Source organism: Nocardia callitridis (assembly GCF_039543305.1).
Classification (GTDB): Bacteria; Actinomycetota; Actinomycetes; order Mycobacteriales; family Mycobacteriaceae; genus Nocardia; species Nocardia callitridis.
The window spans coordinates 251,400-263,634 of the sequence record NZ_BAABJM010000007.1 but is presented as its reverse complement, the minus strand read 5'-3'; the positions used below and the strand labels follow the sequence as shown (position 1 = coordinate 263,634).

The 12,235-nt window shown below is 64.8% G+C and carries 14 protein-coding genes; 6 read left to right on the top strand and 8 right to left on the bottom strand.

Translation table 11 applies throughout. The features are described from left to right. Positions 1-9: 9 nt before the first annotated feature. Positions 10-657, top strand: coding sequence for a TetR/AcrR family transcriptional regulator (locus tag ABEA50_RS27420; RefSeq protein WP_345499087.1), 648 nt, complete (start codon positions 10-12; stop codon positions 655-657). A gap of 167 nt (positions 658-824) precedes the next feature. Here the strand turns inward: ABEA50_RS27420 and ABEA50_RS31065 are convergent, their stop codons facing one another. Further along, positions 825-1,448, bottom strand: a complete 624-nt coding sequence (locus ABEA50_RS31065; protein ID WP_425577728.1) for a TetR/AcrR family transcriptional regulator — start codon at positions 1,446-1,448, stop codon at positions 825-827. Positions 1,449-1,824: 376 nt separating this feature from the next. Between ABEA50_RS31065 and ABEA50_RS27410 the strand changes: the two genes are divergently transcribed. From ABEA50_RS27410 to ABEA50_RS27395, 4 genes are all read left to right on the top strand, one after another. After that, the gene (locus ABEA50_RS27410; protein WP_345499085.1) at positions 1,825-2,838 is read left to right on the top strand and encodes an NADPH:quinone reductase; all 1,014 of its coding nucleotides are present in this window, start codon (positions 1,825-1,827) and stop codon (positions 2,836-2,838) included. Between the two features lie 210 nt (positions 2,839-3,048). Further along, on the top strand, positions 3,049-3,333 hold the full coding sequence (locus ABEA50_RS27405) for a type II toxin-antitoxin system Phd/YefM family antitoxin (protein WP_345499083.1): 285 nt from the start codon (positions 3,049-3,051) through the stop codon (positions 3,331-3,333). Further along, complete coding sequence (locus ABEA50_RS27400; protein WP_345499081.1) at positions 3,330-3,611, top strand: type II toxin-antitoxin system RelE family toxin; 282 nt, start codon at positions 3,330-3,332, stop codon at positions 3,609-3,611. The genes ABEA50_RS27405 and ABEA50_RS27400 overlap by 4 nt, the downstream gene beginning before the upstream one ends. 449 nt (positions 3,612-4,060) lie before the next feature. Next, positions 4,061-5,131 carry an IS110 family RNA-guided transposase gene (locus ABEA50_RS27395; protein WP_345499080.1) on the top strand — a complete coding sequence of 357 codons (1,071 nt, stop codon included), beginning with the start codon at positions 4,061-4,063 and terminating at the stop codon, positions 5,129-5,131. A 70-nt stretch (positions 5,132-5,201) separates the two neighbouring features. On the opposite strand, the gene ABEA50_RS27390 is transcribed toward ABEA50_RS27395, so the two are convergent. From ABEA50_RS27390 to ABEA50_RS27360, 7 genes are all read right to left on the bottom strand, one after another. Next, positions 5,202-5,576: a DUF4345 domain-containing protein gene (locus tag ABEA50_RS27390; RefSeq protein ID WP_345499078.1), complete on the bottom strand. Its 375-nt coding sequence runs from the start codon at positions 5,574-5,576 to the stop codon at positions 5,202-5,204. 588 nt (positions 5,577-6,164) lie between these two features. Then, positions 6,165-6,827, bottom strand: a complete 663-nt coding sequence (locus tag ABEA50_RS27385; protein ID WP_345499076.1) for a TetR/AcrR family transcriptional regulator — start codon at positions 6,825-6,827, stop codon at positions 6,165-6,167. A 52-nt stretch (positions 6,828-6,879) separates the two neighbouring features. Beyond that, complete coding sequence (locus ABEA50_RS27380; protein WP_345499074.1) at positions 6,880-7,275, bottom strand: hypothetical protein; 396 nt, start codon at positions 7,273-7,275, stop codon at positions 6,880-6,882. Positions 7,276-7,484: 209 nt separating this feature from the next. Continuing rightward, the gene (locus ABEA50_RS27375) at positions 7,485-7,853 is read right to left on the bottom strand and encodes a hypothetical protein (RefSeq protein WP_345499072.1); all 369 of its coding nucleotides are present in this window, start codon (positions 7,851-7,853) and stop codon (positions 7,485-7,487) included. Between the two features lie 1,260 nt (positions 7,854-9,113). After that, on the bottom strand, positions 9,114-9,419 hold the full coding sequence (locus ABEA50_RS27370; RefSeq protein ID WP_345499071.1) for a DUF202 domain-containing protein: 306 nt from the start codon (positions 9,417-9,419) through the stop codon (positions 9,114-9,116). Continuing rightward, positions 9,416-9,796, bottom strand: coding sequence for a YidH family protein (locus tag ABEA50_RS27365; RefSeq protein ID WP_345499070.1), 381 nt, complete (start codon positions 9,794-9,796; stop codon positions 9,416-9,418). Before ABEA50_RS27365 ends, ABEA50_RS27370 begins: the two co-directional genes overlap by 4 nt. Before the next feature lie 196 nt (positions 9,797-9,992). Then, positions 9,993-11,888, bottom strand: coding sequence for an alkyl/aryl-sulfatase (locus tag ABEA50_RS27360; protein ID WP_345499068.1), 1,896 nt, complete (start codon positions 11,886-11,888; stop codon positions 9,993-9,995). A gap of 174 nt (positions 11,889-12,062) precedes the next feature. On the opposite strand from ABEA50_RS27360, the gene ABEA50_RS27355 reads away from it, so the two are divergent. Further along, positions 12,063-12,206, top strand: coding sequence for a PIN domain-containing protein (locus ABEA50_RS27355; protein WP_345499067.1), 144 nt, complete (start codon positions 12,063-12,065; stop codon positions 12,204-12,206). Positions 12,207-12,235: the final 29 nt, after the last annotated feature.

Genomic DNA, 12,235 nt, shown 5'->3' with positions numbered 1-12,235 from the left:
GCTGAGGCGGTGACGACACGACGGACAGGTTTGCGTGAGCAGAAGAAGCAAGCCACCCGGGAGGCGCTGCGCACGGCGGCACTTCGACTGGCGCTCGAACACGGACCGGACAATGTGCGCGTCGATGACATCGCAGCGGCCGCCGGCGTCTCACCGAGGACCTACAACAACTACTTCTCGAGTCGCGAACAGGCGATCGTCGCCGCTGTCACTTCCGAACGCGAAAGGCGGGTCGCAGCGGCAGTGGCCGACCAACCCGCCGCCACCCTCGCCGACGCCGTCATCGACGCGATCGTGGATCAATACACCACCCAAGACGAATCCGACCGCGACGCGCTGCTGCTGATCACCACCCACCCCGCACTGCGCACCGCATTCACGCACGCCCCCAGCGCGATCGAACACCCCCTCGCCGACGCGATCGCCGAGCGCATCGTCGACACCGACCCACTCACCGCCCGCGCGCTCGCGGCCAGCGTGGCCGCCGCGGTACGCGTCGCCCTCCAGCAATGGTTGCTGCCCACCGATACATCCCCACCGATCAGCGGACTCGTCGTGCCATCCGGCGCGTTACCGGATCTGCTCCGTTCCGCACTCGCACCACTGGCCCCCGCACTCGATGCCGCCGAAAAACGGCCATCCCACCGACATCAGTGAACCCCGAAACCACACTCCGACCTGAGCCGACACCGGAACCCCACGGGGTTGGCCTTCTCATCTCGTTGGCCGCTGCCGCGAGGTGGACAACGGAGTCGGCGACCACCCCATCGCGCTCAACAATCCGCCCGCCGTTGAGGCGGACGCCAGGCCAGCGCGGCTCTGCGTCAAGATTTCGAGAGCGCGCTGGGCCGTCGCCCCGGTCGTGGGCCGTTGACAGGTTGAATGAGGTCGTCCAACCGAGGGGGCCTCGGCAACTCGCGATCCGTGGTGGCATCGGAGAGCCCGGCGAGAAGGATTGCCAGCGTGCGTTGCCACGCGGCGTCTCCAGTCGTGGTCTCCATGCTGCACTGCACAGCCAGGAGAACGAGCAGAAGATCTTCGGGAACCACGCCCGCCCTCAGCACACCCGCATCCTGCCCGGCCCTGATGAGCTTCAGTTGCCGCTGTCGGAGCTCGCGACGCAAGCGAGCCGCGATCTGCGAGTCCGGCAGAGGAAGAGTGAACGTTCGGATCAGGCTTCGATCGACGAGCCCGCGAGCGCACAGGCCCCGCACGTAGGCGACGATCGCCTCTCCCGGAGCCAACCCGAGCGCCTCATCAGCGGTGTTCACGTGCTCTTCCAGTCGCTGTTCGATGACGGCTTGGACGAGCTGCGCGCGGGTGAAGTGGCGCGAAAGCGTTGCCACGCCGACCCCGGCGGCACCGGCGACCTCGGACAGTGGCACCTCACAACCATGCTCGGCGAAAACCACTCGCGCACCGCTGATAATCCGAGCACGACTCGCCATCGCATCTTGTCGCAGCGGTTTCACACCCATACCCCGAAAGTAGCATCTGGAAGTATTGCTTCCATCTTCTCCCGAGTTGCAGTACGGTGAGCAAAAGGTGGAACTGTTTCTTCCACATAGGCGACCGATCGATGCGGATGTGTTCCGGGCTCGGCGGTGCGGACCTCCAGTGGTGCCCGCGCCGGCTACGCGACGTGCGGCCCACCCCATCGAGCGCTATCCAAGGGCGACAGCGAGTTTCGACTACCGATGCTGTTGCCACTCGACTCGACCTGCGTGAACACCGAAATTCGATACTCGAGAAAACTGAAGACGCTCTTCACTATCGAGGCAGTAACGGCAAACCTAACCTCAATCTCCAGTCAGGAGTCTCGACTTGCGAGCCATTGTCTACGACCGCCCCGGCGCCTCCGACGTTCTGTCTCTGACCGAGCGCGACATACCCGCGCCCGGCCCTGGCGAAGTTCGGGTCCGCCTGATCCGTTCCGGAGTCAATCCCACCGATTGGCGATTCCGGATCCGGCCGCTGTCGTTCGATGAAGTGACGCCGGGTCAAGACGGTGCCGGGGTGATCGACGCGGTGGGGCCGGAGGTGACCGATTTCGCGGCTGGCGATCGCGTCTGGCTAATTCTCGCCCAACATGAAAAGCCCTTCGGCACAGCAGCGGAGTATGTGGTGCAACCGATCAGCCGCGTCGCTCCTCTACCCGATGGAGTGAGTTTCGATATCGGCGCCGCCATCGGGGTCCCAGCCCTGACTGCACATCGTGCGCTGACAGTGCACGATCACGGCCCCGCACATCTGGGGCCAGGCACGATGACCGGCCTGACGGTTCTGGTACAGGGCGGTGCGGGCGCAGTCGGCAATGCCGCAGTCCAGTTGGCGCGCTGGTCGGGCGCAACCGTCGTCACAACGGTAAGTTCCGCGAGGAAGGAACTACTGGCAAAGGCCGCTGGCGCCCACCATGTGATCAACTATCGGCAAGGTGACACCGAGAGCGCGGTCCGCGCGGCCGCACCCGACGGCGTGGACTTGGTGGTGGAAGTCGCTCCAGCCCAGAACAACGCCCTGGACCTCGCCGTGGCGAAAACCGGCGGAACCATATCGATCTATGCCAAGAACGGAGGCGACGAATACTCGGTACCCATTTTGGAAACCTATTTCAAGAACCTCCGATATCAGTACCTCGTCCTGTACTCCCTGCACGCCGAGGCGCTGTCGCGAGCAACGAGCGACGTAACGTCAGCCATCGCCTCCGGTGGCTTCCGCATCGGCGCGGACTCCGGACTCCCGATCCACCATTTCCCCCTCGCAGAAGCTGCGGCCGCGCAGGACGCGGTCGAAAAAGGAGCTATCGGCAAAGTTCTTTTGGACATCGCGGAGACATGATTGCGACGCTGACAGTCGCACACACCTGCCGGCGCACAGACTGCGGATACGATTTCGGCATCATGACCTCCTGACGGTCAGCCTGCGGCAACTCTCACAAAGGTCGTCTCCCTTCTGGGGGACGGATCGTTCGCCCGTGCCACCAGGTGCGCGGCCCGCCAGCAGGCCAGAGTACTGATCTTAATTATGACCGACTGGTAGCCTGGTGGGATGGAGATCATCCCCATCACCGAGGCCAAGACGCGGATCGCTGAACTGGCCGACCGGGTGGCGCGCGAGCACGATCACTTCACCATCACGCGCAACGGACGTGCCGACGTGATGCTGATCTCCGTCGCCGAGTACGAATCCATGCAGGAGACACTGGAGATCCTGAGCGACGGCGACACTATGGCCGACCTGCGCCAATCCCAGGAGGACTTCACTTCCGGGGAAACCTTTGATGCTCATGAGGTTCGAGCCGAGTTGGAGAAGCGTCGTCGCGGGGCGGCATGACCGACGCCGCCCAGCCCTACGCCGTCGTAATATCGGCTCGAGCGCGGCGCAACATCCTCGAAAACCTCCCCGCCGATGTCGCATTCGCGGCCATGGAGACCATCACCGGGCCGATCGCCACCAATCCACGGCGAGCGGGCAAGCCGCTGGACGAACCCTTCGACGGCTTCTATTCCGCCAGACGCGGCACCTATCGAATCGTCTACCGCATCAACGAAGACAAGCACACGGTAGAGATCCATTCGGTTCGACACAGACGGGACGCCTACCGCGCGTAATCGACTGACAGGCGAGGCGATCTCCGACGTCGGTCCGGGTTCAGAAGTTTCCAGTCATGATGGAATCTGCTCACCACACCGCCCGGAACCACGGGTGTGACCCGGAATTTTCCTGACCCCCAGCGGGTGTCCTTCAAAGGACCCGTCGGCCCACGATTTCGATCGGTGCGGTGGGCGTGCTCACCGCACCGACCGAGCTCGGACGTGACCCGGAAGTTTCCCGACCCTCGACTGGGGTGTCCTTTCTCGGGACCTGTCGGCCCGGGTTCGGTCCGGTGTGGTGAGCCCACCATGCACAGTCCACCCCAGGGTTCTGCGCAGCGTGGGTCGTGACCTGATAGGAGCCTGCCGCGCTTGCGCCGTCCCGTGACTGGCCTGTCCGTCCCACACCACCGGCCCCGGTGGCAAGCAGCAGAACCTGCCCCGCACAGAAAGGCAGTACCTGCTCGATGGCAAGTCCTACCGATCATTCACCGCTGGTCTACGCCGGAGTCGATACCCACGCCGACACCCATCACGTCGCGGTCGTCAGTGAACACGGCAAGAAGATCGCCGACCGCGAGTTCCCCACCACCGCAACCGGTTACATGGCAATAGGCCAATGGATCACCTCTCTCGGTCATGTCGCGCGGATCGGCATCGAGGGCACCGGATCCTACGGTGCCGAACTGGCCCGCCACCTGCACGCACGCGGCCATGACGTTGCCGAAGTTCCCCGGCCGAACCGGCGCCTGCGCCGCGCGCAGGGCAAGACCGACACCATCGACGCCTACGCCGCCGCGCGCCGACTCCTCGACGGATCCGGCGCGACCGCGCCGAAACTCCGCAACGGTGCCGTCGAAGCAGTCCGCGCGCTGCGCGTGGCACGCCACAACGCGGTCAAGGCGAACATCGCCGCAATCAACGCGCTGCGCGGTCTGATCACCACCAGCCCCGAAGCGCTACGCAGCCAGTTGCGCGGCCTGTCGCGCGCGAAACTCGTAGCTACCTGCGCCGCCTTCCGGCCCGACCCGACCCGCTGCACCGATCCGATCCAGGCCACCAAGCTCGCGCTGCGGTCACTCGCCACCCAGGTGCACGAACTGCAAGCTCATGCTGACGAACTCAAACGACACCTGCAGCAGCTGCTCGAGCAGATCGCCCCGAACACCATCGGTGTGTTCGCGCTCGGACCGGATACTGCTGCGGCATTGGTGATTTCGCTTGGTGACAACCCTGACCGGTTAAGCGGAGAGGCCGCATTCGCCCACCTCTGCGGCGTCGCTCCGATACCGGCTTCCTCCGGAAAGACCGTTCGCCACCGACTGCACCGCGGCGGCGATCGGCAAGCCAACCAGGCCCTGCATGTCGCTGTCATCGTGCGCATGCGCTACGACCAGCGCACCAAGGACTACGTCGCCCGCCGCACCACCGATGGCAAGACCAAACCCGAGATCATCCGCTGCCTCAAGCGATATCTTGCCCGCGAGGTCTTCCAGGCACTGCGCTCCGACCTTCGAGCACTGAAACCGGCGGCTTGACATCTATAGGAGCGTCCCGGTCCACTTCCTTGCGCATGTCGATACCGAGGAGCACGCGCGCACACCCGGTTCAGCGAGCCGGACGCTCCAACCGTCCGAGAACTTCCACGGCAACCGGTGCCGCCAGTTCCACGCCGAGGAGTAGATCGTGGAAGCGGTGGGGGCGGCCTACGGTTGCGCGCGTGATGAGGCGGCTCGCTCCGCCGAGGGCCATCAGGCCCGCCAGGAACCGCAGACGCGGGAGGTTCGGGGTCGGAGATGCTGCGGCCTCGACCCAGCCGAGGCCGTAACCGACGAAGGCGGAGCCCATGAACCGGACGTGCGAGTCGACTGTCGGGTCGGCGTGCATTCCCGGCTCCGTGCGCGCGCCACCGACCAGTTGAACCGCTCCGATCGCCACACACGACCAACCGGCGACCCGTCCCAGAACTGCGAGCTTCGACATGTCGCCATTCTGGCATCAGGAGGAAGGCAGGTGCGGCATTCAGGCCATGATATTTGCCTCGATACGGGCCCGACCTGTCAACAGCGGCGACATCGCAGCGGAGGGCGACGAGGTGGTGTCGTCGACGAAGCCGGGGCTGGATGACGATTCGGCACCGGCGTCAACCCTGGCAACCAACGGATAACGCCTCGGTTCACCGTAGAGCGGACGCCGGCACCACCGTGACTGCCGCGATTATGTCGGCGAGTAACGCGGCGCCGGCGGATTCTGCTGTGCGCCAGGCGATGTCATTATCCGGGCGCACCAGCATCGCCCCGGCTCGGAAGACTCCTACCGCCGCCTCGTCCAGGATCACGCTGTGGATGCCCGAACTCGTTGCCAGCGTCAGGGTTTCGAGGGCGCACACCAATCCGCCCCGTCGGGTCCGGTCAAGATCGCGAAACGCGATTTGTTGTGACGCACTCGATCATCACCGCCGAACGACGACCTGTCGCGCCCGGTACGACGAAGCGCTCAACGCGTTCGTCGTTGTACCAACCGGACACCGATGGCGACGAGCAGCGGCCAGCAAGAGTTTCCAGGATGCAATCAGGCGGGTTTCCCTGCGGTCGTTCGGGGCCCGAGCAGGGCGTTGATCATGGTGGCGGCGTGCCAGTCCTCGAATGCGCGGTGGCTCCAGCCGCGTTCGTGCACCAGGCGCCGGTAGTTGGCCGGCTGGATTTGCAGCCACAATACGTCGGTGGCTGTTTCTTGCGTGATGTCGGATCGCAGCGATCCCGTCGCCGCGGCCGCGGTGACGATTCCGCGCGCGCATTCGACCAGTTCCTGCTGGCTGGACTCCAGCAGTTGCGCCAGTTCGGGTTCGGTACCGGCGGCTTGTTCGAGCGCGAGTTGCAGCGGTCCGAGTCGCTGCGAGATGCCGGCGGTGAAAGCGGCGAATTCCGTGAGCAGCCGGTGCGCATCGGGAATCGCCATGAGTTGTCGGAAGTGCTCGTCGTTGGCGGCGAGGCGACCGCCCGTTGCCGCCCGTTGACGGGCGAGCGCGAACAGTTGGGCCTTGGTGCCGACTCCGAAGACGGTCGGGCGGGACACGCCTGCCCTGGCGGTGATCTGCTCGATCGTCGCACCTGTGTAACCCTCAGCGCAGAATACTTCCGCCGCGGCAGCCACCACGGTCTCGCGGGTGCGGCGAGCAGCCTCCTCGCGCAGCGGCGAGCGATACGTACGCTGATTACCTCTGGCGCCAGCCATCGATCTAGTTACGCCTTCTGTGCGAGGAGTCTGCCTGGGCGATCCTGCGGGATCAGCCAGCCGAGCCGGTTCCCGGTCGAGGTTGCGGCGCCACCGAGGCACCCGTGTAATACGCATCGATGACGTCGCCGTTCACGAGCTCGCCATGCTCCTTACCCGGAAGGTAGTGGGCTGGACAGTGCTTGTCCAACGTCTTTTGCTGGTGCGGGGCTATCTCGTCGAAATCCTTGACCAGTGACGTTGACTCGTCGGCTCCGACAGTGAGACAGACTGCGTCGAATTCGACGATGTAGGTGTCGTCGGAGTCATTGGTGCATTGCAGCCCTTCGCAATCGAGACCCGGTGCGAGGTTGGGCGCTGACTGGGCGACAGCCTGGGGAACGAACAGTCCCGTGGCTGCGATGCCGAAGGTGGCGATGACCATGGCTTTGGCCAGTCGGTGATTCATTACTTGTCAACTCCGATCCGAACGAACGAAATGAATTCCGCTCAGCGCGAGACTGCGCCGACGGTTCGCACGGCACTATCGTTTGCGTGCGAAGTTGCTGGGGCAGTGGGTTTTTCGATGACTTTCCCGCTACGAAATCGCATCCCACCCAGCCGAGTTATCGGCTCTCACGTTCACGATGACGCGATGGGGAATTCCTGGGCCGAGTTTCATCGTTCACCGAGCACGCGGCCGATCGCTGGCAGCACGTCGCCGGGATCACGGACCAGAATCATCTTGGCCATGGGCGCTTCGCTGTGAATGATGTTCAAGACCCTGTTGAACCAGGCCGTCGTCTCTGCGGTCGGCGGGTCCTCGGGGTTCTGGCCGCTGACGAAACTACCGATCGCCACGCCGTCGTATTCGGTGGCGCACAACTCCTGGATCAGCCGGGCATCACCGGCTTCGTCGTCGGTCACGACGATCGAGCCACCCGCTTGACCGGCCTCCCTGAAACGCTCATTGATCGCCTCGGCGATCTCCGGGTGCTTGCCGAAGCCCAGCACCCGCCAGCCCTGACTACCTCGCGGTGTCGACATCCTGTTCCCGTTCCATATTTAGATTTACTGCAAGTCAAATGAACTAACTATGAGTCTAACCAAAATAGTCGCCTACGCCAATGCCTTCCGATCCACGCGCAGCCAACCCCGCACTACCTGCCCGACCCCGTCAACGGAATATGTTGGCAGTCAAGGACTGTCACAGCCGCAGCGTACGGTGTGCCGCCATGACGGAGCAGCGATCCAACCCGCGCGACGCGGTCGAATTCGGTGCGCAACCCGCAGAAACGATCCGCAACGATCCGCGAAGTTCGGTCCGCCGATCCCGAACAGGTCAAAGTCCGGACGGCGCGGGTGCTGACTGCCACCAGCCTGGAGGAAACGCTCACCTGACCGAGCCGGAGTAGCGCTGCGGGGATTCGTTCAGCGCAAGGTCCAGTCTGCCCAGAACTTCCATGACGGCCGGTGCCGCGAGTTCCACGGCGAGGAGCAGGTCATGGAGGCGGCGGGGGCGGCCCACGGTCGCACGGGGCGGATACGCACTACCGATCACGCTGCGCGGGTGCGGTCGATGAGCAGAGCAGCTCACCCGCTCCTAAGGAAGGTCGGGTTCGATCCTCCGGGGCTTGGCCCTGCGCCGGATGCCCGCAGCTGGAGCTCCGTCTGCGCGTTTACGTCGTGAGGCGGCGAGATCGGTAACCGTTCCTGTATGTCCGTGCTCGCGTGGACAGTCGTTCGGAGTGGATTCCCATGCTGGACCGATGTCGACCGGGCTCGAACCTGTGTCGCATTGCAGCTCGGAGCGCAGCACGGGCCTGGTCGGAGTGAGATCGAGGCCAGACGCAGCCGCATGCCGAGCCTGGTGCGAACTCTCGCTGCCGCTGTCCGCCATGCGCCGAGGACGGGGCAGCCGGAGGAGTTTCGACTTGCCGCTTTCCACCTCGTCGCGACCGGTCGCGGTCTGCGGATTCTCCGGCTGCTCGTCTGACCGTTCCGTCGGGTCGAGCCTCCGGTGTCTGCCGGGAGTCGATGAGTCGCCCACGCCCGTATTGTGCCTCAGAACCTCGACAGCCGCCGCTGCCCTGTCTCACAGATCACCGATTCCACACTCGAGGGTCTGCCACACAGCCGCGACGGGCCGCTGACCGTCGGCCTTTGGCAGCACCGTCGCCGCTGTCAAAGGCCGACACCACCAGCCCTGTTCACGAAGCCCGAAGCGAGAACCGAGTCGATCGCGCTCTTGGTCCGAGGTGAACAGGACAGACGCGGGTGCGGTCGGCACTACCTACGGCATGGTGATCACGGCATGCCCGCGAGCCCACTGAAGGCCGCGGCCAGCGCGATGACGACGATCGCGACGGTGGTCAGTGCGACCACCGGTTGACCCCGCCCCCAATGACCGCGCCGCAGCGAATGGTTGCGGGCCGAGCACATGCCCGCGAGGACCAGCAATAGGGCTGCGGCGGCCAGCGGCACGGTCGAGGCACCGCGCCAACCGTCGCTGACCGCATGGTTGACCAACAGCGCCGCGTTGCCCATCGCGGCCACCGCCGTGCGCCGCCACGCCAGAGCGGTTCGCTCGGCAGCCAACGTCGGGGCGGTCACCGAGACAACACCGCCACCGCGGCTACCGCCGAGATGATGGCGATGCCTACCGCCAAGACCGGGACCATCACGGTATTGCGCAGCTGCGCACCACGACTCATCCGTGCCTGGACATCGCGCCAGCGCAGGTAGGCACCCACCGCGAGGACGATCGCGAGGACGATGCAGGACATGGCCAGCGTGCCACGCACGCCGGCGTGCTGGAACGGCTCGGCCAGTGTGTGCACCGCGACGCCTCCGGCCAGGAGGCCCAGCGCTGTCCGGATCCAGGCCAGGAAGGTGCGTTCATTGGCGAGAGTGAACCGGTAATCGACCTGCGGGCCGTCGTCGGGCTGCGAGCTGTCGTCGGGTTGCGAGCCATCGTCACGCGTCGTCATAGGACCGCGCTGGGCTCGGGCCTCGACGGCGAACTACGAACGCCTAGCCGGACAGTCGCCGATACCGGCTTGCTCCACACCTCGGGCACTGCCGATCGGGGCTGATTGTCGACCGCCACTGTCACCGCCCGCGTTCGATCACGGTTATCACCGAACAATTCAACGATCAGCCATCCTTACTGTCGTATGGGCAGGACTATGGCGTGACGATGGCGAAATCCGGATCCGGGGAATCCAGATACCCGAGCAGTTCGGTCAACTTCGACGCGTCGCCGTCTACGGTGATCGCACCGTCGGCAATCATCTGTTTCAGATCCGAATTGCCCAGTAGCGCAGCGTGCAGATCCGCACTGGTCAGTACGAATGTCGCATCAGGAGGGGGCATTTCACCGGTACGGTCGAAGTGCACCAGCAGGCCATTGCGGAGTTCTGAGCGATGCACGATGTTCTGGTCGTGAACGTGCCAATCGAGCGTGATCGCTGCCGACCAGGCCCTCGGTCCGTCGACACGCAGGGCGATCGCGTCGAAGAGTTGTTCGATGCTGAGCGCGGCTGCGATGTCGGCCGAGGCGGTGACGATCGGGGTGCCTACCGACCCGTTGCGCAGTTCGTAGGCACCCATCAGGAAGAAGTTGCGCCAGGTGCCGTTTTCCGCGCCGTACCCGAGTTGTTCCAGGGCGTCTGCTTGTAGAGCTCGGGCGCGCTGATTATCCGGTTCGGCGAAGATCACGTAGTTGACAACCTGTGCGACCCAACGGAAGTCACCGGCCTCGTAGGACGCACGCGCTTTACGCAAGACCGCATCGGAGCCGCCCATGTATTCGAGATGGCGGGCGGCGGATTCGTCGGGTGGGTGCTGCCACAGCGTTGCGGGGTTGCCATCGAACCATCCCATGTAGCGCTGATAGATCGCCTTCACATTATGACTGACCGAGCCGTAATAGCCGTGGGTGTGCCAGGTCCGCGCGAGCGCCGGGGGCAGTTCGATTGTCTCGGCGATCTCGATTCCCGTGGCACCCTTGTTCAGCGCCCGCAACGTCTGATCGTGCAGATATCCGTACAGATCACGTTGCAGCCCAAGGAATTCGGTGAGCCGCGCGGTACCCCAGGTGGGCCAATGATGTGAGGCGAACAAGACGTCGGTCGCGGCGGCGTACCGGTTGATCGACTCGGTGAGATATTTCGACCACACGTGCGGGTCGCGCACGAGCGCGCCGCGCAAGGTCAGCAGATTGTGCAGGGTGTGCGTGGCATTCTCGGCCATGCACAGGGCGCGATGATCGGGGAAGTAGAAGTTCATCTCCGAGGGCGCCTCGGTTCCCGGCGTGAGCTGGAACTCGATCCGAACACCGTCGACGACCTCGGTCTGGCCGGTACGGCTGATATCGACCGTAGGAGAGATCAGCGTCGGGGTGCCGGTCGAGTTCGTCGGCCCCAACCCGGCTCCCACCGCACCCTGTGGGCCGCGTGGCAGCGCGGCGCCATACATGTAGGCCGATCGTCGTGCCATCGCCATCCCGGCGTACACGTTCTCCTCGACGGCGTGTTCCACGAACCCCGAGGGCGCGAGGATCGGGCAGCGCCCCGCCGTCACATCGTCATCCGTCGTGACGCCCCTGACACCGCCGAAATGATCGATGTGCGAATGCGAGAAGATCACGCCGGTTACCGGGCGCGCACCGCGATGCGTGCGATACAGCGCCAGCCCAGCGGCGGCGGTCTCCTGGGAAATCAGCGGGTCGATCACGACAACGCCGGAATCGCCTTCTACCAGGGTCATGTTCGACAGGTCGAGACCGCGAATTTGATAGATCCCCTCGGTGACCTCGAACAGGCCCTGCATGGCGCACAGTTTCGATTGACGCCACAGACTCGGATGCACCGTCGCGGGACAGTCCCCGTCGAGGAAGGAAAACGCGTCGCTGTCCCACACCACGTCCCCGGCCGCGTTCTCGATCACGCCCGGCCGCAATGCGGCGATGAAGCCGCGTTGGGCGTCGGCGAAGTCCCGGTCGTCCTGGAATGGCAGGGACCGCGATGTCTCCTCGTTCTGCGACCGCACACTCGCGGACACTCGATCAAGACCACTCATCGCACGCACCCCGATCTGCCGTGTTGGGTCCTACCTCTGCGCTCGGGTACCACGCGCGGACCAGGTGAAACGCTTGCTCAACCGCCGGACCCCGCAGCTCGCCCAGCACGGTCCGAGTTGCCGCTGCAGCGCGGCACAACGCGGGGATCTCCGAGCGCGGGATCAGGTAAACGGGTGGTACCCTATACCGTCGGCGTCGCGCTCGCCGACAGATACAAGACGGACCGCATCTTCACCCTCGACCAACGCGACTTCCGCGCCATCGAGCCACTGACGCCCAGTTTCCGCGCGTTCCGAATCTTGCCCGCCGATACCTAGCAGCCCCGCGCAGGCGCGGACAGCGACGC

What these genes read in the sequence shown, in the direction of transcription:
- ABEA50_RS31065 (WP_425577728.1), bottom strand. Translation starts at nt 1,448, where the DNA reads ATGGCGAGTCGTGCTCGGATTATCAGCGGTGCGCGAGTGGTTTTCGCC.
- ABEA50_RS27405 (WP_345499083.1), top strand. Translation starts at nt 3,049, where the DNA reads ATGGAGATCATCCCCATCACCGAGGCCAAGACGCGGATCGCTGAACTG.
- ABEA50_RS27400 (WP_345499081.1), top strand. Translation starts at nt 3,330, where the DNA reads ATGACCGACGCCGCCCAGCCCTACGCCGTCGTAATATCGGCTCGAGCG.
- ABEA50_RS27395 (WP_345499080.1), top strand. Translation starts at nt 4,061, where the DNA reads ATGGCAAGTCCTACCGATCATTCACCGCTGGTCTACGCCGGAGTCGAT.
- ABEA50_RS27390 (WP_345499078.1), bottom strand. Translation starts at nt 5,576, where the DNA reads ATGTCGAAGCTCGCAGTTCTGGGACGGGTCGCCGGTTGGTCGTGTGTG.
- ABEA50_RS27385 (WP_345499076.1), bottom strand. Translation starts at nt 6,827, where the DNA reads ATGGCTGGCGCCAGAGGTAATCAGCGTACGTATCGCTCGCCGCTGCGC.
- ABEA50_RS27380 (WP_345499074.1), bottom strand. Translation starts at nt 7,275, where the DNA reads ATGAATCACCGACTGGCCAAAGCCATGGTCATCGCCACCTTCGGCATC.
- ABEA50_RS27375 (WP_345499072.1), bottom strand. Translation starts at nt 7,853, where the DNA reads ATGTCGACACCGCGAGGTAGTCAGGGCTGGCGGGTGCTGGGCTTCGGC.
- ABEA50_RS27365 (WP_345499070.1), bottom strand. Translation starts at nt 9,796, where the DNA reads ATGACGACGCGTGACGATGGCTCGCAACCCGACGACAGCTCGCAGCCC.
- ABEA50_RS27360 (WP_345499068.1), bottom strand. Translation starts at nt 11,888, where the DNA reads ATGAGTGGTCTTGATCGAGTGTCCGCGAGTGTGCGGTCGCAGAACGAG.